We start from the raw sequence: 19723 nt of genomic DNA on the forward strand, positions 1-19723 counted from the left end.
GCTGCGCAAGATCACATTCAAGCGATCTTGCTCCGTGGCGGGCCAGAAGCCGGGAGCCACGCCGAACCGCCCATCACGCAAAGTGCGCCAGAGCCCGGATCTTGACGTGGATCGCGTCGATGAAGATCACCGGGTAGACCGGGTCGAGTGGCCGGTTCTGCCACTCGACCATCGCCTCGATGACCTTGTCGGTGATCGTCGAGATCGTCTGCCGGGACACCTGGGCGCCGTAGACCTCGGCCAGGTGAGCCTGGACCTCCCCGGTGGTCAGGCCCTTCGCCGACAGCGACAGCACGAGCTCGTCGACCCCGGACATGCGGCGCTGCCGCTTGGCGACGATCTTCGGGGTGAACGAGCCGTCCCGGTCCCGGGGCACGTCGAGCTCGACCGGCCCGGCCTCGGTCAGCACGGTCTTCGACCGGTGACCGTTGCGGGAGTTCCCGCCGTCACGGCCGGCCGGGTCGTGGGACTCGTAGCCGAGGTGATCGGTGATCTCACCTTCCAGGGCGGATTCCAGGACCCGCTTGGTCAGCTGCGCGAGCAGACCATTCTCCCCGGTCAGCTCCAGCCCGTTCGCCCGTGCCTGGCCGGCGAGCTGGGCGATCAGCTGCTCATCGACCGGGTCCAGCCCGGCTGGGCCTGCACCCTCGGCAGGGCCGTCGGTTACCGCGTCGAGGTCAACCACCGGCTCGTCTGCCAGGTCTGTCATCGGGTCCACACTCCTTGATCGGAGTTACACCGATGTTCTTACAGTCCCTCACAGGTCTGAACGTAGCCGAGGTTCGGGTCATCGCCCGGAAAGACGGTCAACGCCGCGCATGCCCGGCAGCCAGCACGGTCCCGGAGAACGTGTGAACGCCCAACTCGAGTGCTGGGCCGGCATACGCAGGATCCACTGCTGCCAGTTTCGGGCGACCGCGCTGGTCAACGCGATCCAGGTCCTCATCCTCGCTCGTTGATGCCGAGTGGAAAGTTTCATTACTGCACTGTGGCCCCTTCACGCTCTAAATTCAGAAGAGTCGGTAAAGGCCGGTGCGTTCGAGCGAATAGGTAGCCGATTCGACGCTACTCCAATTCTTCGTGAGTTCAAGCGCGGCGTGGATCGGCACGTGGAGTGCGCCCCGCCGTGGCCGCCGCCTTTATGCGGTGGTGGTGTACGCGGCGGCGATGATGCCAGACAGGGCGGTGCGGGCGGATTCGAGTTCCGCGATGCGCTCAGCGATGCGGATCTCCTCTCGCTCGAACTCGGCTATAAGATCTTCGCACGCTGGGATGAGGAATTGCCCGTCATCGACCATGCACGGCAACACTTCGCGGGCCATGTCGGTGTTGATGCCCGCGGCCAGGAGGAATCTGATCCTGCGGACCTGTTCGACGTCCTGATCGTTGTAGGAGCGATACCCGTTGGGCTGCCGGGTTGGTTCGAGGAGCCCTTGCTCCTCGTAGTAGCGCAGGGTCCTGGAGCTCACGCCCGCGCGGCGACCCAACTCGCCGATCTTCATGACCACACCTCTTGCAGGGCTTGACCTTCACGTCAACGTCAAGCTTTAGCGTAGCAGTCATGATCTCCCCCCGAGACCCTCAGCGTGCGACCGACGCCGCCACCGCCACGACCGTAACCGTCATCGGACTCGGACCGATGGGACGCGCCCTCGCGGGTGCACTCCTTGCGGCAGGTCACCGGGTCACAATCTGGAACCGTACCCCCGGCAAGGCCGACGACCTCGTCGCCCACGGTGCCCACCTTTCGCATTCGCCCGCCGAGGCACTGGACGGCGCCAGGGTAGCGGTGTCCTGCCTGGTCGATGACGACGCTGTCGCCTCCGTCGTCGAACAGGCCTCTGGGGGCGCGAACCTGAAAGGGCTAGCGCTGGTGAATCTCACCGCTGACAGTCCCGCCCGCACCCGCGTCCTGGCAGACCAGCTTGCCACGCACGGCATCACCCTCCTCGACGGTGCGATCATGACGCCCGCGGCCGCGATCGGAACCGGGGCGACCCGCATCCTCTACGCCGGGCCATCACAGGCCTACGACGATCACCGCGACCTGCTGGCGGCGTTCGGGGGCAGCGCGTACTACCTCGGCGAGGACATGGCGGCGGCCGCGACCTATGACGTCGCGCTGCTCTCGCTGTTCTGGACCTCCATCGCAGGCCTGACCCAGGCATTCGCGCTCACTCGCGCCGAAGGACTCGACACCGATGAGTTCACCCCACACGCGGTCGCGATGAGCAAGCTCGTCACGGACCTACTGCCCGGCCTGGCCGCCGACTTCGCCGCAGAACGCTACTGCGGCTCCGACAGCGCCACCATCGATTCCCTGGCAGCGAGCCTGACGCACCTGCGATCCGCGTTCTCCCACTCCGGCCTCACCACCGGTGTGCTCGACTCGATCAGCTCCCTGGTCGATAACGCAGCGCACGCCGGACACGGCTCGGATGCTCCGATCAGGCTGACGGAACACTTCTCGCGTCAGGATCACGATTTCTCTCGCGTTCAGTGACTGGTTCGCGCGGTTGTATAGAAACATGGATAGTGAGGTGTTCTCAGTAGCGCGGTGGCAGATCGTCGCGACACACCGAGGTCGGTGAGATGAGCAGAGACTGGACAGGACCCCGGTAGATCAGGTCGGTCCGACCAAGGATCGACTCTGCTACCGAGGTCCTGCGTGCCCGATCCTGTCATCGACACCGGCGTACTCCCGATCGGGAACCCACCGTGCGCTACCTGGCTGAGCTGCTGGCCGGCGAACGCGCCCGTCGCGGCACCCGGGCCGGGCGCCGGGCCCTGGACCCGGCCGGTCAGGCGGTGGTGGTCCCGCGGTGGTTCCTCGACACGAACCGGGTGGTGCGCCTGGCAACGGACAACGAGAGCAGCATCGCGACCGCCTACCGTTACCTGCACGAAGGCATCGACGTCCTCGCCTCGGCCGCGCCCTGGCTCCACGGCGCCCTGATCGCCGCCCGTGCAGCCGGGCACACCCACGTGAGTCTCGACGGCACCCTGATCGCCACCGACCGGTGCCGCGCGCTCGGACCTACCGCTGGGGTGGACCTGTGGTGGTCGGGCAAGCACCATCGCCACGGCGGCAACATCCAGGTCGTCACCGCACTCGACGGATGGCCGTTGTGGACCTCCCAAGTGCGACCAGGCCGCGAGCACGACACGCGCTGCGCTCGCACCCACCCCGGCCTGCCCGACACCCTGGCCGCGTTCACCGACGACACCCACGCCGCGCTGGGCGATCTCGGCTACGAAGGCGAGACCGACCGGCTCACCGTGCCGACAAAACCCGTCCCCGGCGGCGGGCGAACGGTTCAACCAGCGCACCGTCAACAGCCTGCACTCGGCCGTCCGCGCGCTGGCCGAACGAGGAAACGCCCTGCTCAAGACCACCTTCGCGGCGTTGCGGCGAGTCACGCTGTGCCCCTGGCGGATTGGCGCGATCACCGCTGCCGCGCTCGTGCTGCTCCACATCGAACACGACCGCACAACATGATCACCGCGCTACTGAGAACACCTCACTGCCACTCCGTTGACTTTCTCAAAATTCACTGCAACGGACTAATCTTGCGAGTGGATCTCCTCATAGAAGCGTTGTCGGAGCCGCCCCACGCGGGGTTCCGGAATGAATGCGGCCGCACAGGCCGACGACTGAACTTCATTCCAAACGGCAGTGTCCCAGGAAAACTGCTCTCGAAGAAGACAGTATTCGCTCTCAAGTGTTACTCCAGAAGTGGTGCGGCAATCCGTCGAGAGAGAGATCCGCACCCCTGCGCTTCTAAAACTCTCGATCGGATGTTCAGCTATATTCGCAACCGCAGTTGTCTGAAGGTTCGAGCTCGGGCACTGCTCGAGAGTGATGCTATCGTTGGCCAGCCGCTCCACTAGGGCGGAGTCGTGAATGCTCGTGACTCCGTGCCCGATCCGTTCGGCCCCTAGCTCATCAATCGCTTGCCAGACCCCCGTCGCCGAGTCCGCTTCGCCCGCATGCACCGTGACTCGCAGGTTTGCGGCGCGGGCGGCTTGGAACGCGGGAGCGTGCGGCAACAGCGCGACTCCCTTCTCCGGACCGGCGACGTCGACGCCGATGACGCCTTCACACGCGAGTGCCTCTTCGATCACCTTCCAAGAAATCTCGGGTGGGCTGGGCCGCATGCACGAGAGGATCAGGCTGTGATGGACCTGCGTAGCCTGCGAACCGGCCGATAGGCCCGCTGAAACAGCTTCAACGATCTCCGAGAGCGCCAAGCCACGACGAGTGTGCAGCTCGGGAGCGAATCGAGCCTCCCCGTGGAGAACGCCATCGACCTGCCATTGCTCAGTAAGTTCATAGGCGGCGCGCCACAACGCTTCAGGGGTCTGGAGTACATCGAGAGCGATGTCGATCGCGCTGATGTAGTCGACCAGGCTCTGACAACCGGGCGAAACCGTGGCCAGCCGGGCCGCGGGGCCCGGAAGATCGATGCGTTGCTCGTGAGCGAGCTGCTCGATGGTGGTGGGCCGGACGCAGCCATCGAGATGGCAGTGCAGTTCGACGGCCTTGTAGCGCGCGGTCACGTTGGGGTCCTATCGGTAAGCAGATCAAACAGTCGGGACTTTAACGCGGTTTCGTCGACGGCAGTCACGACTCGCATGCTCGCCAGCTTCACGGAAGTCTCCTCGCCGATCAGGAAGCGGCAGCGCACACCCTCGCGGGACCTGGCGCGCAGGACTTCGATGATCTCGTGCTGCTCGAACAGGAACGACCCGGCGTAGATCAGGATGTCCATCGCCTCGCGGGCAGAGCCGTAGCTGCTGCCAGGGTGTCGTGCGGCACCGACGCCCGGTCGGATGAAGTTTCAGGAGCTCGGCGCGACGCTCCTGGACCGGGCACCTGCTTGCTCAGAACCTCCTGCCAGAGGTACGTCTCGTCGACCTCCAGGGCGCCGGCCACTGCGACCTGGTGCGTGCGGTGCGGCAGTCTTTTCCTTGGCGATCCAGCGTTCGACCGTCTTCGGGTTCACGACGACACGCTCGGCCAATCCGGAGGGGTGCAGGCGGGAGGCGACGCTCGAGCGGCGGAGCCGCTTGTTTGTGCTTATGGGGCTCGTTGCTGCCCGTATCGGGCGAGCGCGATGGTCAACGCGATCCAGGTCCGCATCCTCGCTCGATGACACCAAGTGGAAAGAGTTCAATGGGTCTCGTTCGGGGCGGCACCCGAGCCCAGGAGGAGACGTTCGATGCGGTCTGCGGCCAGTTTGGCTCCGCCCCCGGTGTGGAGAGTGGCTGCGAGGGAGCGAGCGGACGTGGTGTACGACGGGTCGAGCAACAACGATTCGACCGCGGTCCGCACTTTCCCCGGAGGGACATCTCGTCCGCCGAGATGGTGGCGCAGAACGTGCCCTGCCCCACGGTCCGCGATCGCCTGCCCGATCAGCAGCTGCTCGACCTGCTGAGGGATCGCGACCATCGGCACCCCGAAGTGAAGCGCCTCCAGCACGCTGTTCATCCCGCCGTGTGTCACGAACACCGCAGCATGCCGAAGCACCTTGAGCTGGGGAATGACGGAGCGCACGATGATGTTCGAGGGCGTCGGCCCGAGCCGGGCGGGATCGGTGTTGGGGCCCACGACGAGCAGTACGTTCGCTGGCAGCGAGCTGAACGCGTCGACGCAGGAGCGGAAGAAGCCTTCGTCGAAGGCGTGGAGCGTCCCCAGCGACACCACGACTAGCGGGTTCGTCCGTTCGAGGAGGTTCGCGAGCTCGGGGTCGGTCTCCTCGGTGCGCACGCCGTGTTCGATGGAGGGGCCGGCGTAATGGCAGCTCGTATCCCGCCGGTCGTCCGGCGGTTGCATCCACTCCGGTATGGGGAAGATGGTCAGGTCTCCCCGTGTCGGGAACATCGGGCTGGGCGGTAGGAGTCCTCGACCAGCACCGCGGCGCAGCCGATGTCGGGCGTTGAGGGTCCCCGGCAGCGCGGCGACCGACTCCCGGACGACGGGGAGCAGCTCGCGGGCACGGAGCGCACGGAACGCGGACGAGCCGACGAAGATCGTGGTCATCAGGGAGACAGCGGGACGAGCGATGCTGGTCGCGAGCATTCGCCCCCAGAGGGCGTTCGAGTCGAACATGACGGCGTCCGGCGTCGGCTCCTCGCGGAGCCGGGATTGCAGGAACGGCAGCAGGATCGGTGTCGCCTCGAGGATTCGCTGCACGACCTTCGCCGATCCACCCCGGCCGGTCGCCTCGGCGATCACCTCGGGGGAGATCGCACCCACGGGGTATGCCCGGAACTCGGCCCCGGTCGATTCGACGAGAGGACGGAACTGTTCGGTGGCGTAGAATGTGACACCGATGCCGCGATCGGTCAGCTCGCGGACGAGTGGTGCACTGGGATTGATGTGGCCCCATGCTGGCATGGCGGCCATGATGACCTGGGGCATTGACGCCTCCTTCGGGAAGTACTCACACGGTTGTGGTGAGGTCGCGGGACCGGAACCGTCTGAATCCGACGATGAACAGTCCGGTCGTGAGGACGAGTAGACCGATGATGGCGGTGCCCGACAGGGTCTCTGCGGGGTATCTGGGCACGACCGTGAAGGGCGAGAGCTGGGGAGCCCAGCCACCGATTCCGAACAGCTCACCGAACTTGCCGACCGTCAGGGCGTAGACGACCAGGACCCAGACCGCCAGGCGGGCGAGGGCTGGGGCGACCCCGAAGAATGCAGCGGCGACCGAGATCGTGAACAACAGTGGGGCGACGTACACCAGAGCAGCGAGCAGCATCTTCGGTAGGAGGGTGGCGTCCCCGGTGGCGGTGGCGGCAGTCGCGCCGAGGCCGAGTGCACTGAGGAACAGTATGCCGACGCCGGAGAGCGTCCCCACCACGACGTAGCTCCCCAGCCAGCGGTCTCTGCTCACTCCTGTCGACAGGATCGGCTCGGCCAGCCCCTGCAGCTCGTCGTGACGTGCGCGGAGAAGGGCGAAAGCGCTTCCGTAGATGGCCGAGAAGATCGCCAGGACCGAGACGAGATGAGCGAGAAGTGCCTCGGCGGCGGACCCGGCGGTGCGCTCCACGATGTTTCCGATCTGTGTCGAGTTCGCGGCGACGCTCTCGACCTCTCCGATGAGAGGACCGTAGAGGAGGCCGAATCCGACGATTCCGAGCGTCCAGCCGATCAGACCGCCGTAGTGCAACCGCCATCGCAGCCCGATGGGGGTGGCGAGGCTCCTCGACGCAGCGGTAGCTCCCGGACGATCGGCCCACAGGCCGGCACCGAGGTCGCGACGTGAACTCAGGCCGGCGGCCAGGAGAACGGTTGCGGTACCTGCGACGACGGGGATCAGGAGCGGCCACCAGGCGGTGTCGACGAACGCGTAGGTCCGTTGCGCCCAAGCGAATGGCGAGAGCCACGACAGCCAGTACGCACCGGTCACGTCACCCACCGCGCGGACGACGTACGCCGAGAACATCAGCAGCGTGGCCATCGCGGTCGCCGGGGTCGCCTGTCCTCGCAGCTGTACCGCTACGGCGGTGACCGCGGCGAAGAAGAACCCGGCACCTGCCATGGCGAGGCCGTAGACCCAGGAACCCGTCCAGGTCACGCTGTCGATTCCCGCGCTAGCGAGGCCGACAGCCACGAGTACTGCCAATGCGAGGTCTGCGATGAGAGCGACGATCATCGCTGCACCCAGTGTAGAATGTCGGCCGACCACATTGGAGCGGAGCAGTTCCGCGCGGCCAGTGTCCTCCTCGGTGCGGGTGTGGCGAACGACGAGGAGGATGTTCATCAGGGCCACGATGATGAGCATGTAGCCCATGGCCTCGTTCGTCAGGAACGCGCCGAGTGTGTAGTTGTCCACGCCGATGCTCGGGCCCGATATCGCGATCAGGGCCGGCTGCTGCAGCATCTCGGCGCGGTCGGCGAGGTCTGCCTCGTTGCTGTAGCCGCCCGAGGCGGCTCCCAGCGTGGCGATGACGCCCGCAGCGATGCCGATGACCCAGGCCGGAAGCCGTACTCTGTCCCGGCGGAGCGCCACGCGCAGCAGGATCGGGAGTCCGGTGACCGTGCTGTCGGATCTCCGAGGGCTCGTCGGAGTCGCAGTCGTGAGTGCTGGTGCGGTCGTCATCGCTACGCCGCCTGCCCGCTCGTCTCGATGGCGTCGCCGTAGTGGCGCATGAACAGCTGCTCTAGCGTGGGCGGTGTCGAGGTCAGCGACCTGATTCCCAGCGCGTGGAGGTGACCGATCACCTCACCCATGTGCTCGCCGTCGACGTCGACCGTCACCTGCCGGTCGACCAGCCGTACGTTGTGCGTTCCCGGCACGGCCGCGATCCGGTCGGCAGGACGGACAGTGCTCGCCACGACCGTGGTGCGACTGAGGTGCCGGAGCTCGTCCAAGGTCCCGGATTCGACGATGCTGCCTTTACGGATGATCGACACCCGGTCGGCGAGCTTCTCGACCTGGGCCATGATGTGGCTGGACAGCAGGACGGTGCGGCCGCGTGCCTTCTCCTCGAGAATGACTTCCTGGAAGACCGAGTCCATCAGCGGGTCGAGTCCGGCCGTCGGCTCGTCCAAGAGCAGGAGATCCACGTCGCCGGCGAGGGCCGCCACGAGGGCGACCTTCTGGCGGTTCCCTTTCGAGTACGTCCGGCACTTCTTCGTCGGGTCGAGGTCGAAGCGCTCGCACAGCGACGCCCGCCGAGCGCGATCGAAGTTCCCGCGGAGACGGGCCAGGATGTCGATGACCTGCCCGCCTGTCAGCGAGGGCCACAGCTCGACATCCCCGGGAACGTAGGCCAGGCGGCGGTGCAGTGCCGACGCGTCGCGCCACGGGTCACCGCCGAGCAGTCGCACCTGCCCGCTGTCATGGCGCAGCAGTCCCAGCAGGACTCGGATCGTGGTCGACTTCCCCGCCCCGTTGGGGCCGAGGAATCCGTGGACCGATCCTTCGCCGACCGTCATGTCGACGCCGTCCAGTGCCGTGACGTTCCCGAACCGCTTGACCAGTCCGGCGACCGAGATCACGTCGTTCATCGTCAGCTCCTCATGTTCCGTCAGCAGGATCTTCACTGCCCATCGACTCCGACCCGGACTTCAACTTCTCGTATGCCTCCTGGTGGAAGAGGCCCTCGGTGAGCATCTCCGTTGCAGCCAGGCTCCAGGTCAGCCGCTGCCTCGTATCAGGGGCCATGAGATCGACACCCATAAGACGTTTGGCGTGGCGGTGCAACACCAGAGCACCGAGGTTCCAGAGCAGACCGACGACCGCACGTTCCCGCGGGAACTCCGAGGGTTTCACCAGGCCGCTCTGGACTCCCGCATCCAGGTAGCTCAGCGCGTCCTGCAAGGCCTCGTCGACCAGCTGGGCCACTGCCGGTGAATCGTCGGCCAGTCGGGCGGACAGGTAGCCCATCGCAGGCCCCAGCCACGGGGCCTCCAGGGACTGGACCGGCGCGAACGCTCCCCCCGAGCTCAGCAACGAGGTGTTGTGCTCGCGGAACAGGGCCAGCACGTACTCGTCGCAGGCGGTGGCCAGACCTTCCTTCGAGCCGAAGTGGTGGACGACGAGCTGGGCGGACACACCGGCGGCGGCCGCCACGGACTTCAGCGTCGCTCCGGCCACACCGTGCTCGGCGAACTCAGCGATCGCCGCATCCCGGATCCGTGCGACAGCTGTGCGGTCCGGGTCGACGAACCGGCGCCGGTTGAGCGCGCCACTCGCGCGACCGGTGGGGGAACCCATGAACTCTCCTCTGTATGTAGTGAAGTTTACTGTACTACATAAAGTCAGCTCGCGCAAACGACTGACCGCTCGAGACTTGCCTGGCTTTGAGCCGCGTGCCGCCGCCTGTGCCTTAAGCGGCGCGGCCGAGGTCAAGGCAAGGCCAAAGAGCGAGGGGAGCGTGCACCGGGCTCGGCAAGATCAGACGTTGCCCTGGACGTCGACCATCAGTCGCCAGAATCGTGTTCGGTGCTGAGCCGTCAGGGTGATCCGACGCCGAGGACACGTCGGTAGGTGGAAGGCTCGTCAAGGATGTGGAGCATGGTCAGAGCGAGGTCTGCGCGCGACATGCTGAGGCTGCGCGGCGGGCTCGCCTCTTCTCGGAGCCGTCGAGTGCCGACTGCGGGTGCGTCGGTCAGGTACGGTGGCCGCAGGACGCTCCAGACCACTGCGCTGGCGTGCAAGACCTCCTCCATCCGTGCGAGGTCGGCGTACTCGGCCCGGTAGATCCTGCGGATCACCGGAAGGAGGAACAGTCGGCACCACCAGGCTGGTCCGTCGTCCCGGCGTGCGACGGGCTGGGCGCTGACGGCGATGATGCGCGCGTCCGAGGCCGAGGCATCCAGGACCGCCCGCATGGCCTGTTCGCAGACGTCGCCTCCGGTCGAGCCGAGCGCAGAGAGGACTGCATCGGCGTCCTCGAGCAGAGGCGCCAGGCTCTCGGCATCGGTCACGTCCGCGACTTCGATGCGGAGCCGTTCGTGGGCCAGGTCAAGTTTGGCCGGGTCGCGGACGAGCGCGATGACGTGGTAACCGGCGGCAAGGGCCTGGTTGACGAGTTGTCGTCCCGTCCCCCCGGTCGCGCCGAGGATAGCGATCGTCCGGGGCGGCTGTGGCTGGCTCATGTTGTCCTACGGAGGATCGTCAGGCAGATCGGCACCGCGACAACGGTGATAGCGAGCGCCGCGATCAGCGACGCGAGTGCATCGTCGACGAATGGCGCCCCCGAGAGTAGGCCGCGTACGGCGTCGGTCAATGTGGACACTGGGTTTCCCTCCGCTATGGGCTGGAGCCAGTCGGGCATGGTGTCGGCAGGTACGAAGACGCTGCTGACGAAGGCGATCGGGAAGATGATGGAGTATCCGTACAGCTGGGTCTGGGTCGGACTCGTCGCGAGCAGGCCGATGAGGATGGTGACCCATGAGAAGGCGAGTGCCGCGACCAGGATGAGTCCCACGGCAGCCAGCACATGGAAGACCGAGCTCTGTACCCGGAACCCGAGTAGGAAACCGATGCCGAGCAAAAGCACAATCGACCAAGCCTGCTTGACCGTATCGGCCAGGATGCGTCCGGCCAAGGGTGCCCATGCCGCCAAGGGCATCGAGCGAAGTCGATCAAAGAATCCCTGGGTCAGATCTTCGTTGAGTCCCATGCCGACGTAGAGCGTCACGAAGAGCATGTTCATGACGATCACACCGGGCAACGCGTAGTCGAGGTAGCCGTCGCTGGACCCGGCGATCGCGCCGCCGAAGACGAAGGTGAATAACAGCACGAACATGACCGGTTGAATGCTGTAGTCGGCGAGTTCCCACGGGTTGTTGCGCAGCTGGATCAGCGACCGCCACGCGAGAGCGAGACTCTGGCGGAAGCCTGCGCCGGCGGTGGCGCGCGCCGGGCCAGCTGGCAGGTGAGGAGCTGCTCGGGTGGTCATGGGATGTCCTTGATCGCCGGCTCGGCGGGGAAGGGGCTCGGTCGCTCAGTCAGCCGGAAGAAGGTCTCCTCCAAGCTCGGGTCGTTCATCGAGAGTTCGGCGATCTCGAGGCCCGCGAGGCGATCGATGACCGGCTGAATTCCGTCGATGTCCTCGATCCGGGCCCGGACGCCACCCCGTGAGCTGGACAGCGCCTCTGGGAGGGCTGCTGCCATGCGCTCCTGCACCAGCGGCAGGTCGCGCGGGCGGCGCGGACGCACGGTGAGGGTGCGCCCACCCACGTGCCCTCTCAGGTCGTTCGGGGTTCCGTCGGCGACGACGCGTCCCTGGTCGATGACCACGATGTGGTCGGCGAGTGCTGCGGCCTCGTCCAGGTACTGCGTGGTCAGCAGAACGGTGACCCCGTCAGCGACGAGTTCTCGCACGGTCTCCCACAGGCCGCTGCGGCTGCGAGGGTCCAGGCCGGTGGTCGGCTCGTCCAGGAAGAGCACTCTCGAGTTCGCCACGAGGCTGGTGGCGAGATCAAGCCGTCGGCGTATACCACCGGAATAGCGACCGGCAGCCCGGTCCGCCACGTCGACGAGGTCGAAGGCAGTGAGCAGCTGGTCCGCACGGGCTCGCGCACGCTTGCCGGACATGCCCCACAGCTTGCCGATCAGGGTGAGATTATCCCTCCCGGACAGGTTCTCGTCCACCGAGGCGTACTGTCCGGTGAGCCCGATCAACTGACGCACGCGATGCGCGTTACGGCGGATGTCGTGGCCGCCTACCGATGCCGAACCGCTGGTTGCGCGGAGCAGTGTGGCGAGCATCCGGACGGTAGTGGTCTTGCCTGCACCGTTCGGGCCCAGGACGGCGCAGACCGTCCCCTCTCGCACGGCCAGGTCGATGGAGTCCACGACGGTCGTCTCGCCGTATCTCCTCGTCAACCCGTCTGCCTCGATCATCGCGCCACTGCACATGGACGTCATAGTGACGCATGTATGTGCTATTTTGCAACTCCAGTTCGCTACTGTGGCGCCTTGGTAGGCTGCTGGTGTGCGATCAGTAGATGAACCCGAGACGGCGGTGCGGGCGCGGACGCGCGCAGCTGTGCTCGACGCTGCGGCTCATGTGTGGGCGCGAAACTTCTCCGCATCATTGGGCGAGGTGGCGGATTGCGCCCGGGTCAGTCGGAGTACGTTGCGTCGCTACTTCCCGGACCGACACGCCTTGGTCGACGCCCTGCGGATCGAGTCGCAGCAGTTGTTGCTGGACGCGGCCACGCGAGCGCGTGTCGACGGATCCGGGCCGCTCGTGGCGCTCGAACGGCTGACGCGCTTTGCCGTTGATCACCACAATCGCATCTTGTTCCTGTTCGCTGACCCCAATCGCTTCGCCGACGACTCAGAAGACGAGGACACGACCCTGGTTGATCTGATCGAGCGGGCGCAGGCGGAGAATCTTCTCGTCGCCTCACTGACAGCGCGCTGGATCCAATCGAGCTTCTACGCAACCGTGCACACTGCCGCTGAGAGCATCGCGGACGGCCACCTCACGCCTAGTGAAGCCGCGGACGCGGCTGTGCGAACCCTGTTGGCGGGTGTCGGTGCTGACACTGCACCTGCCGCGGATGGACCCGGCTCATAGGATTGCGCCGCTCGTCGAGCTGCCAGGCGTGCACCGTCTTGCGCGAGACCCCGTAGCGGGCGGCGACCTCGACCACCGGGGCGCGGGCCGAGACGACTTCCATCACCGCGTGATAGCGCTGCTCCACGACGCTCAACTCCACGAGCATCAGTCCTGGCCCCTCTCGCACGACGACCGTCGTGCACAGCAGAGACCAGGAGCGGAGCGTTACCCCTCATCTGGAGCCAGCGTGTTACCCATCAAACGGAACCCGACACCCTGGCGCGTCCCTGGCGCGTCCCGGATGGTGAGGACTTTCTTTACGTCTTCAAGGGTGTCGTCTGGGCTGGAACGTTAGTGCGGCCGACGCTCGGACGTGCTACCGGCTCAGCCGCCGGCTTCGAAGCCAGCAGCGCCGGGTCCTGGCGCAGGATACGGGCGTGCAGCTCACGCAGACTCGGGTTGGGGTCGACGCCGAGGTCCTCGGCGAGGCGTCGGCGCAGGGTCTCGAACGTCTCCAGCGCTTCGTGCTGGCGGCCGAGCTGATATAGCGCCAGCATCACCGACTCCACCAATCCCTCACGGGTGGCGTAGTCCTCGACGGCGCCGTTGGCCTGGCTGAGGGCTTCCTGGAGGTCTCCCTGCTCGACAAGTGTCTCGATCAGTGCCCCCAGCGCATCGCCGCGTACCTCGTGCAGCTCGGCGACCACCGGGCTGAGCCAGACCTCCTCGGCTACATCGCCGAAAGGATCACCCCGCCACATCGCGAGTGCTTCAGCAAGGGCCTCGGCCCTCTGCGATGACGATTCCCTCCGCCGCGCATGTTGGACCGCGTTCTTGAACCGCCGGGCATCTAGCGCGCCCGGTTCCAGAACGAGCCGGTAACCACCAGGGGTATGGGTCAGCAGCTCGCGGGAGCCCGGACGCGCCTGGTCCAGGACCGTGCGCAGCCGGGAGAGCTTGGCTTGCAGCACCTTCTTGGGATTGACTGGGAGATCGCCATCCCACAGACGGTCGCTCAAGGTGTCGGCCGATACTGGTTCGCCGTTGGCGGCGACCAGGGAAGCCAGCAACAGACGAAGGTGGCGTTCAGCCACCTCCACTACTGCGCCCTCGTCGGTGCTGAGCCGAACCGCGCCCAGCACATCGATCCGCATGCACCCGATCCTATGCCGTACCCGTGGCCACCGCGTAGTTCATGACGACAGCCTGCGCGTCGCCGCCCGTGGTTGCGACGCGCGCAGGGCCCGACACACTGCGATGCTTCCAGCCTAGTGTCGTTGTTTCTTGGCGGCCCGTGGCCGCGTAGCTGACTGGGGCAGCCTGAAACAAGCCACAAGCGTTGACGGCCGACGTCGGCCGTTCAACCAGACTCCGATCCAGGTGTTCCGCACGAGAAGGTCGTAGCTGCCCAGGAGCAGCACCGGGCAGACGGTCCAGACCACGACCAGCTTGACCAGGACGGGCCACGTCAGGTCGGCGAGGAGCACGCCGGCCACCATGACGATGGGAAGGTGGATCAGATACATCCAGTACGAGGCGTCGGCCAGGTAGCGAATCCAGGCCCGTTCACGACGAACGAAGCGCACGCCGGCACCGAAGAGGCCCAGTGCCCAGGTCCACCCCGCGACTGCGACCAGGATCGCGCGGATCCCGAGCGGGACGGCGTCGGGAACAGTGAGGACCGCGACAGACAACGCCATGGCCGCCACGAGATTCCAGGCCCAGGCCCGCATGACGCGGGTCGACGCCGTGCCGCCGCCCTGCAGGCACCAACCGACGACGAACGCCCCCAGGTACACCAGGAGTGGGACAGGTTCCGGCAGGACGGTCGAGGGTTCCTCGATGCCGTCCTCGATGTGTCCTTGCAGCAGGAGGGCGCCCAGGTACGGCAGCGCGGCGAGCAGGACACCCAGCACCGGCGTGGCGAGCAGATTCCCTGCACGCGCACACCAGGTGTGCACCGTGGTCGGGCCGACCCCACGGATCAGGAGCCACCGGATGACGACGGTGACGGCGACGCACTGGAGAAGCACGTTGAGGAACCAGAGGTGCGCGGGCGAGGCGAGAAGCAGGAACCACGGTGACTGGTCGTCGTCCTCTGCGATCCGCTGACCGGCACCGTCGACGAGGTAGATCGCGACGACCGATGCCAGCATCACCGGACCGAAGATCACCAGGGGCAACAGGATGCGCACGCCGCGGTCACGCAGGTAGGCGCGGACACCGACACGGTGCAGGACCATCCGACCGAAGTAACCGGCCAGCATCATGAACAGCACCATCCGAAACAGGTGGATGACGGTCACGGCGGTGTCCGCGGTGACACTGCTGTGCCGGTCGTCCGGAACCCAGGTCCCCGCGGGCAGGAACGGCATCAGTGAGTGCAGGATGATGCCGAGTACCAGCGCTCCGCCACGCAGGGCGTCCAGCCCGTGCAGCCTCGCCGTCGAGCGACCGGGCTCGCGGTCGGCGGCGGTCATGCCTGCACCGCCAGGTTGATGATCGCGTTGACCCCGACTCCGATGCCGATCCCGCCCACGGTCCAGCCCACCGCCTTCGCGTTGTTGCGCTCGAACCAGCTGCTGATGCGGGTGAGCAGCGGGTCCACCCGGGAATGCCAGACAATCCGCAGAGCGGTCAGCACCACCGCGGGAGCGACCATCACCAGGCAGTACACCGCGAGGGCCGCGCCGAGGACGGCCGGGCCCGGCGCGGCCGCGGTCAGCAGTCCGATCGCCGCCAGGTACGGCAGCATCGTCACCACCTCGATACCGGACGCCAGGATCGCGAGCACCATCAGGCTCCGTGCCCCGGCCGGTCCGGAGTCGCCGACCGCACGGGCTCGCCAGGCCTGCAGCCGACCCGACCGGTCCTCGCGGCGTCGGATCCGTGCCTCCAGCCAGTAGCTGAGTGCGACGAGGGCGATTCCGGTCGCCAGCTGGGCGACGCGCAGCGGGGTCTCGGGAACTCCTGTGACGAGGCTGCGCGCGGCGGTGAGTGTCGTGGCCGCCCCCGCGGCGAGGGCCAGGCCGACGACGAGATAGAAGGCGGCGACGGTACCCAGATAGACCGCGATCCGACCGGCGCGCACCCGACCGGGGGCGAGCAACAACCAGATCGGGATCAGCAGGGTCCCGAAACTGGTGCTGTCGACCAGGCTCAGTCCGACGAGTACAGCGATCAGGCCGGTGCTCACCGCGCACCAGCGAACAGTCGGTCGAGGTGGGTACGCACGGCGGTCCGGACGGTGTCCCTGTCGAAGGGCGACCCGGTCGCCGTGGCGTGCAACACCAGGCCGTCCATCAACGCCACCAGCGCCATCGCCTCCTGGGACGGGTCCAGGGACGGAGCCATCTCACCGCGCCGCTGGGCACCTGCAAGGGCCCGGGTGAGCCCGTCGAGCAGTTCACGGGTCGCATCGACGTGGATGCCACGCTTGGTGGCGTCGCTGAGCGTGGCTTCGATGAACGCCAGCCACACGCGGCTCTCGTGGGCGCGCTCGTCGTTCAGCGGCAGCTGGACCACGATGATCTGCTCGACGATCGTGCGCACCTCGGGTTGATCCAGTGGAACTGCCGCGACCCTCGCGCGGGTGCGCTCGTAGACGTACTCGATGCCGAAGCGCAGGAGGTCATCCTTGCTCGCGAAGTAGCGCTGTACGAGCCCGACGGACACGCCGGCGGCGTCGGCGACCCGCCGGATCGTAGTGCGTTCAAGGCCGTGTTCGGCCACGACGCTCATCAGCGCCTTGGCGATCTCGTGGCGGCGCTCATCGGCCGGGCGGTTCTCGGTCACCATTCAAATATTACATACATATTTTTTTCTGTCCACCGACGAGCGAGGACGTGGTCCGGCGTCCCAGTGGCCTTGAACGTGAGCGCCGTCGTTGGGGTCATCTGGGGACTACATGCCTTGTGACCATGAACGCTGCGCACTCGGGACGTGTCCGCGAGAGGTGTCTCGGACGCCTGGTGACGTGCGGATACGTCACCTCCCACGTCCAAGAGGTCCAGGGGTGAGCGTCGGCAGCATTTCGGCAGCGGGCGTCGCACGGCTGCTCGTCTCGCGGTGACACCCGCGGTCACGTAGCCGCAGGTCAAGACGCACGTGCCGGTCGTTCTCGACACTTCCTGACACGTCGGAGCGCCCTTCACACCGAAGAGGTCACTGGTTCGATCCCAGTATCGCCCACAGTCAGAACCCCTGGTCACAGGCTCGACGAGCCGGATGTGACCAGGGGTTTCGTCGTTTCCCGGGGTGTTCCCGGAGCATTTCCGGAGCATCGCTCATTCCGGAGCGACGGACGCTCCGCCGTCGTCCGGGTCGTCCTCGTCGTCGAGGGCCTGGAGGATGCGCTCGCTGTTGTCGGTCCGCCGGGTGTAGAGGTCCAGCGTCGTCGAGGACCGCTCGTGGCCGAGGACCCGCTGCACCATGTTCGGCGGGACGCCGTCGTCGACGAGCCAGGTGGCGTACGAGTGGCGCAGGTCGTGGAACCGCAGTCCGCCGGACTGGTGTCGTGCGACGTGGTGCACGGCGGGGGACTCGGCCCGGAAGTCCTCCGTGTGCTCCTTGCCCGCGGCGTCGGTCCACCGCGCCCGGTACCGGTCACCGACCGAGGTGACGCCGCCGAGCAGGCCCGCCCGGACCAGTGAGGGACGCCAGATCCGCGACCGGAACAGCGTCCGCCGCAGCGGCGCCCCGACCTCATTGGCGAAGACCGGTGCGTTCGGCTCGGTCGGCCACCGCTCCAGGTGCTCGCGGATGATCGGCAGGAGCCAGCTCGGCAGCGGCACCGTGCGGCGTCCGGCACGGCTCTTCGGGAACGGCTTGAACGAGGTGGTCCCGGCGACCTCCACCACGGTGCGGATCACGACCAGCCGGGCGGCGTCGAGGTCCAGCGCATCGGTCCGCAGCCCCACGACCTCGCCCCAGCGCAGACCGGCCCCGGCCGCCGTCGCGACGACGCCTCGATGCTGCTCGGGAACTGCGGGCAGCAGCCGATGATGGAGGTCCGCCCGGCTGATGATCTGTTCGTGGGTGTCCCGGGTGCGGGCGCGCGGCACACGGACCTCGTCGGCCGGGTTGAAGGGGATCAGCCGGTTCCGGACCGCGGAGCGCAGTACCGCCGACGCCAGGCGTAGCGACTCGACGACGGTGGCTCGGGACCGTCGGGTGCCGAGGTCGGTCGCCCATGCCTGGAGCGAGAGATGGTCGACCCTCGACAGCGGCACGTCGCCCCAGCGCGGCAGGACGTGGGTCTGCATGATCGACCGGTCCCGCGCGGCCGTGGTGATCTCGACGTTCCACGTCGCCATCCACTCCGCGGCATGGGCACCGAACGCCATCCGGCCGGCGTGCGGCGAGACGTAGGCGCCACGGGTCTGCGACGTCTCGATCTCGGCGAGGAACGTCGTCGCGTCCTTCTTGAGCCGGAACGTCTTGGACCGCTGCTTGCCCGACGGATCGCGGAAGTACGCCCGGTACCGGCCCTCCGGGGTCTTGTCGATGAAGCCCATCAGGCCACCGCCCCGATCGCGGTCGTCTGCTCGGTCTCGCCGTCGAGCCAGGCGTGGAATCGCTTGCGCGGGATCAGCCAGCGACGGCCGACGCGGGTCGCGGGGATCTCCCCGTTGCGCACGGACTCGTAGGCGACGCCGCGGGCGATCCCGAGCAGCGCGGCGACCTGGTCGACGGTGTAGGCCAGGGACTCGGTGCTGGTCATGACGTCCTCCCGTGCTCGGTGGGCTGGGTGCTGCGGGTGCGGCGTTGTTCGCGTCGTCGTTCGGCGATGCCGAGGGCGATTTCCCGTTCGGCGTCGTTGCGGTGCCCGATGTGGACGACGGCCCAGTCGTTGACCACCAGCACCGACGCCGCCTCGGCCGGTGTGTCGAAGGCTGCGAGGGTCTCGCTGAGTCGGTAGGTGCGTCGGTCGCCGCGGATCGCGCCGAACGTCGTGGAGTAGGCGCGGGACTTGGTGAGGAAGTGGCCGCGGAACCCGAGCATGTGCGCCCACCGGCGCAGGTTCAGCCCCTCGTACTCCTCGCGCCCGCCGAGCTCCCACGCGGTCTCGATCAGCCGCCGGTGGTGCGCGGTGATGTCGAGGTGGCGGACGTGGGCGATGTCGCGGATCGGGCGGTCGGTGGCCTCGGATTTGCCGGTGCCCTTGGTGGCGTACTTGGCGACGTAGGCGGCCAGGGCTGAGTCGGTGATCTGGCCGGCGTCGTTCTCCAGCGCGGCCGCGGTGGTGGAGGTGATGGGGCGGACGTCGACCTGCGGGCCCCATGCGAGTGCCAGCGGGACGCCGTCGGGCCGGTCGACGACGAGCGAGACGGCGCGCGCAGCGTCCCGGATGGCGGCGGTGAGCCCGTCGGCGGTGATCCCTGCGGGTGGGGTGGTCCAGGGACCGTCGGGGCCGTCGAGGCGGACGACGGCGTGGAAGTGGACGAGTCCGCGGCGTTGGTACTCGGCGACCTTGGCGTAGGACAGGCGGGCGTGGGCGCGGAAGTCGCGGACCTTGATGCCGAGCATCGAGGCGAGGGTGCGGCGCAGCCGGATCGCGAACCGGTCCCACAGCGCAGGGCGAGCGTGTGCCCGCAGCCGCAGGGATGACGAGCCCGCTACCGCAGGCCATGCGGTCCGGTACCCCGACGGGCGACACAGCGGGAGCGGTGCCGCGACCTGCACGAACCGC

Annotated in this window: 19 protein-coding genes and 3 pseudogenes; 3 read left to right on the forward strand and 19 right to left on the reverse strand. The window is 67.2% G+C overall.

Annotated elements, in window-relative coordinates; genetic code table 11:
• Positions 1–94: 94 nt before the first annotated feature.
• Positions 95–628 (reverse strand): annotated as a pseudogene (locus ABZ881_RS22245) (transposase); the annotation flags it as partial.
• Positions 629–1139: 511 nt separating this feature from the next.
• The gene (locus tag ABZ881_RS22250) at positions 1140–1502 is read right to left on the reverse strand and encodes a MerR family transcriptional regulator (RefSeq protein ID WP_358487298.1); all 363 of its coding nucleotides are present in this window, start codon (positions 1500–1502) and stop codon (positions 1140–1142) included.
• Between the two features lie 59 nt (positions 1503–1561).
• On the opposite strand from ABZ881_RS22250, the gene ABZ881_RS22255 reads away from it, so the two are divergent.
• Complete coding sequence (locus ABZ881_RS22255) at positions 1562–2503, forward strand: NAD(P)-binding domain-containing protein (RefSeq protein ID WP_358487300.1); 942 nt, start codon at positions 1562–1564, stop codon at positions 2501–2503.
• Between the two features lie 215 nt (positions 2504–2718).
• Positions 2719–3499 (forward strand): annotated as a pseudogene (locus tag ABZ881_RS22260) (transposase family protein).
• A gap of 65 nt (positions 3500–3564) precedes the next feature.
• Here the strand turns inward: ABZ881_RS22260 and add are convergent.
• The 9 genes from add to ABZ881_RS22305 all read right to left on the reverse strand — a co-directional run bounded on the left by add (position 3565) and on the right by ABZ881_RS22305 (position 12368).
• Positions 3565–4560, reverse strand: a complete 996-nt coding sequence (gene add, locus ABZ881_RS22265; RefSeq protein WP_358487302.1) for an adenosine deaminase — start codon at positions 4558–4560, stop codon at positions 3565–3567.
• Complete coding sequence (locus ABZ881_RS22270) at positions 4557–4772, reverse strand: hypothetical protein (RefSeq protein ID WP_358487304.1); 216 nt, start codon at positions 4770–4772, stop codon at positions 4557–4559. The genes add and ABZ881_RS22270 overlap by 4 nt, the downstream gene beginning before the upstream one ends.
• 401 nt (positions 4773–5173) lie before the next feature.
• The gene (locus ABZ881_RS22275; RefSeq protein WP_358487307.1) at positions 5174–6424 is read right to left on the reverse strand and encodes a macrolide family glycosyltransferase; all 1251 of its coding nucleotides are present in this window, start codon (positions 6422–6424) and stop codon (positions 5174–5176) included.
• A gap of 22 nt (positions 6425–6446) precedes the next feature.
• Positions 6447–8021 carry a hypothetical protein gene (locus tag ABZ881_RS22280; RefSeq protein ID WP_358487309.1) on the reverse strand — a complete coding sequence of 525 codons (1575 nt, stop codon included), beginning with the start codon at positions 8019–8021 and terminating at the stop codon, positions 6447–6449.
• 92 nt (positions 8022–8113) lie between these two features.
• Positions 8114–9022, reverse strand: coding sequence for an ABC transporter ATP-binding protein (locus tag ABZ881_RS22285; protein WP_358487502.1), 909 nt, complete (start codon positions 9020–9022; stop codon positions 8114–8116).
• A gap of 10 nt (positions 9023–9032) precedes the next feature.
• Positions 9033–9731, reverse strand: coding sequence for a TetR family transcriptional regulator (locus tag ABZ881_RS22290; RefSeq protein ID WP_358487311.1), 699 nt, complete (start codon positions 9729–9731; stop codon positions 9033–9035).
• 239 nt (positions 9732–9970) lie between these two features.
• A complete protein-coding gene (locus ABZ881_RS22295) occupies positions 9971–10615 on the reverse strand; it encodes an NAD(P)H-binding protein (RefSeq protein ID WP_358487313.1) in 645 nt (214 codons plus the stop codon).
• A complete protein-coding gene (locus tag ABZ881_RS22300; RefSeq protein ID WP_358487315.1) occupies positions 10612–11421 on the reverse strand; it encodes an ABC transporter permease in 810 nt (269 codons plus the stop codon). Before ABZ881_RS22300 ends, ABZ881_RS22295 begins: the two co-directional genes overlap by 4 nt.
• Complete coding sequence (locus tag ABZ881_RS22305; RefSeq protein ID WP_358487317.1) at positions 11418–12368, reverse strand: ATP-binding cassette domain-containing protein; 951 nt, start codon at positions 12366–12368, stop codon at positions 11418–11420. The genes ABZ881_RS22300 and ABZ881_RS22305 overlap by 4 nt, the downstream gene beginning before the upstream one ends.
• A 265-nt stretch (positions 12369–12633) precedes the next feature.
• Between ABZ881_RS22305 and ABZ881_RS22310 the strand changes: the two genes are divergently transcribed.
• A complete protein-coding gene (locus ABZ881_RS22310; RefSeq protein ID WP_358487514.1) occupies positions 12634–13050 on the forward strand; it encodes a hypothetical protein in 417 nt (138 codons plus the stop codon).
• 22 nt (positions 13051–13072) lie between these two features.
• Here the strand turns inward: ABZ881_RS22310 and ABZ881_RS22315 are convergent.
• The 8 genes and pseudogenes from ABZ881_RS22315 to ABZ881_RS22350 form a co-directional block, all read right to left on the reverse strand.
• Positions 13073–13186, reverse strand: a pseudogene (locus tag ABZ881_RS22315) (helix-turn-helix domain-containing protein); the annotation flags it as partial.
• A 163-nt stretch (positions 13187–13349) separates the two neighbouring features.
• Positions 13350–14186, reverse strand: coding sequence for a BTAD domain-containing putative transcriptional regulator (locus ABZ881_RS22320; protein WP_358487319.1), 837 nt, complete (start codon positions 14184–14186; stop codon positions 13350–13352).
• A 114-nt stretch (positions 14187–14300) separates the two neighbouring features.
• On the reverse strand, positions 14301–15512 hold the full coding sequence (locus ABZ881_RS22325) for an acyltransferase (protein WP_358487320.1): 1212 nt from the start codon (positions 15510–15512) through the stop codon (positions 14301–14303).
• Complete coding sequence (locus ABZ881_RS22330; protein WP_358487321.1) at positions 15509–16228, reverse strand: GAP family protein; 720 nt, start codon at positions 16226–16228, stop codon at positions 15509–15511. Before ABZ881_RS22330 ends, ABZ881_RS22325 begins: the two co-directional genes overlap by 4 nt.
• On the reverse strand, positions 16225–16830 hold the full coding sequence (locus ABZ881_RS22335) for a TetR/AcrR family transcriptional regulator (RefSeq protein ID WP_358487324.1): 606 nt from the start codon (positions 16828–16830) through the stop codon (positions 16225–16227). Before ABZ881_RS22335 ends, ABZ881_RS22330 begins: the two co-directional genes overlap by 4 nt.
• A 488-nt stretch (positions 16831–17318) precedes the next feature.
• Positions 17319–18548 carry a site-specific integrase gene (locus tag ABZ881_RS22340; RefSeq protein ID WP_358487326.1) on the reverse strand — a complete coding sequence of 410 codons (1230 nt, stop codon included), beginning with the start codon at positions 18546–18548 and terminating at the stop codon, positions 17319–17321.
• On the reverse strand, positions 18548–18754 hold the full coding sequence (locus tag ABZ881_RS22345; RefSeq protein ID WP_358487327.1) for a helix-turn-helix domain-containing protein: 207 nt from the start codon (positions 18752–18754) through the stop codon (positions 18548–18550). Before ABZ881_RS22345 ends, ABZ881_RS22340 begins: the two co-directional genes overlap by 1 nt.
• Positions 18751–19716, reverse strand: a complete 966-nt coding sequence (locus tag ABZ881_RS22350; RefSeq protein ID WP_358487329.1) for a replication initiator — start codon at positions 19714–19716, stop codon at positions 18751–18753. Before ABZ881_RS22350 ends, ABZ881_RS22345 begins: the two co-directional genes overlap by 4 nt.
• Positions 19717–19723 lie beyond the last annotated feature (7 nt).

Source organism: Pseudonocardia sp. NPDC046786 (genome assembly GCF_040645415.1).
Classification (GTDB): Bacteria; Actinomycetota; Actinomycetes; order Mycobacteriales; family Pseudonocardiaceae; genus Pseudonocardia; species Pseudonocardia kongjuensis.

Excerpts from the sequence above, each read along its gene's own strand:
- ABZ881_RS22270 (WP_358487304.1), bottom strand. The coding sequence starts at position 4,772 with ATGGACATCCTGATCTACGCCGGGTCGTTCCTGTTCGAGCAGCACGAG.
- ABZ881_RS22275 (WP_358487307.1), bottom strand. The coding sequence starts at position 6,424 with ATGCCCCAGGTCATCATGGCCGCCATGCCAGCATGGGGCCACATCAAT.
- ABZ881_RS22345 (WP_358487327.1), bottom strand. The coding sequence starts at position 18,754 with ATGACCAGCACCGAGTCCCTGGCCTACACCGTCGACCAGGTCGCCGCG.
- ABZ881_RS22250 (WP_358487298.1), bottom strand. The coding sequence starts at position 1,502 with ATGAAGATCGGCGAGTTGGGTCGCCGCGCGGGCGTGAGCTCCAGGACC.
- ABZ881_RS22305 (WP_358487317.1), bottom strand. The coding sequence starts at position 12,368 with ATGATCGAGGCAGACGGGTTGACGAGGAGATACGGCGAGACGACCGTC.
- ABZ881_RS22255 (WP_358487300.1), top strand. The coding sequence starts at position 1,562 with ATGATCTCCCCCCGAGACCCTCAGCGTGCGACCGACGCCGCCACCGCC.
- ABZ881_RS22295 (WP_358487313.1), bottom strand. The coding sequence starts at position 10,615 with ATGAGCCAGCCACAGCCGCCCCGGACGATCGCTATCCTCGGCGCGACC.
- ABZ881_RS22285 (WP_358487502.1), bottom strand. The coding sequence starts at position 9,022 with ATGAACGACGTGATCTCGGTCGCCGGACTGGTCAAGCGGTTCGGGAAC.
- ABZ881_RS22320 (WP_358487319.1), bottom strand. The coding sequence starts at position 14,186 with ATGCGGATCGATGTGCTGGGCGCGGTTCGGCTCAGCACCGACGAGGGC.
- ABZ881_RS22335 (WP_358487324.1), bottom strand. The coding sequence starts at position 16,830 with ATGGTGACCGAGAACCGCCCGGCCGATGAGCGCCGCCACGAGATCGCC.
- ABZ881_RS22340 (WP_358487326.1), bottom strand. The coding sequence starts at position 18,548 with ATGGGCTTCATCGACAAGACCCCGGAGGGCCGGTACCGGGCGTACTTC.
- ABZ881_RS22290 (WP_358487311.1), bottom strand. The coding sequence starts at position 9,731 with ATGGGTTCCCCCACCGGTCGCGCGAGTGGCGCGCTCAACCGGCGCCGG.
- ABZ881_RS22325 (WP_358487320.1), bottom strand. The coding sequence starts at position 15,512 with ATGACCGCCGCCGACCGCGAGCCCGGTCGCTCGACGGCGAGGCTGCAC.
- ABZ881_RS22300 (WP_358487315.1), bottom strand. The coding sequence starts at position 11,421 with ATGACCACCCGAGCAGCTCCTCACCTGCCAGCTGGCCCGGCGCGCGCC.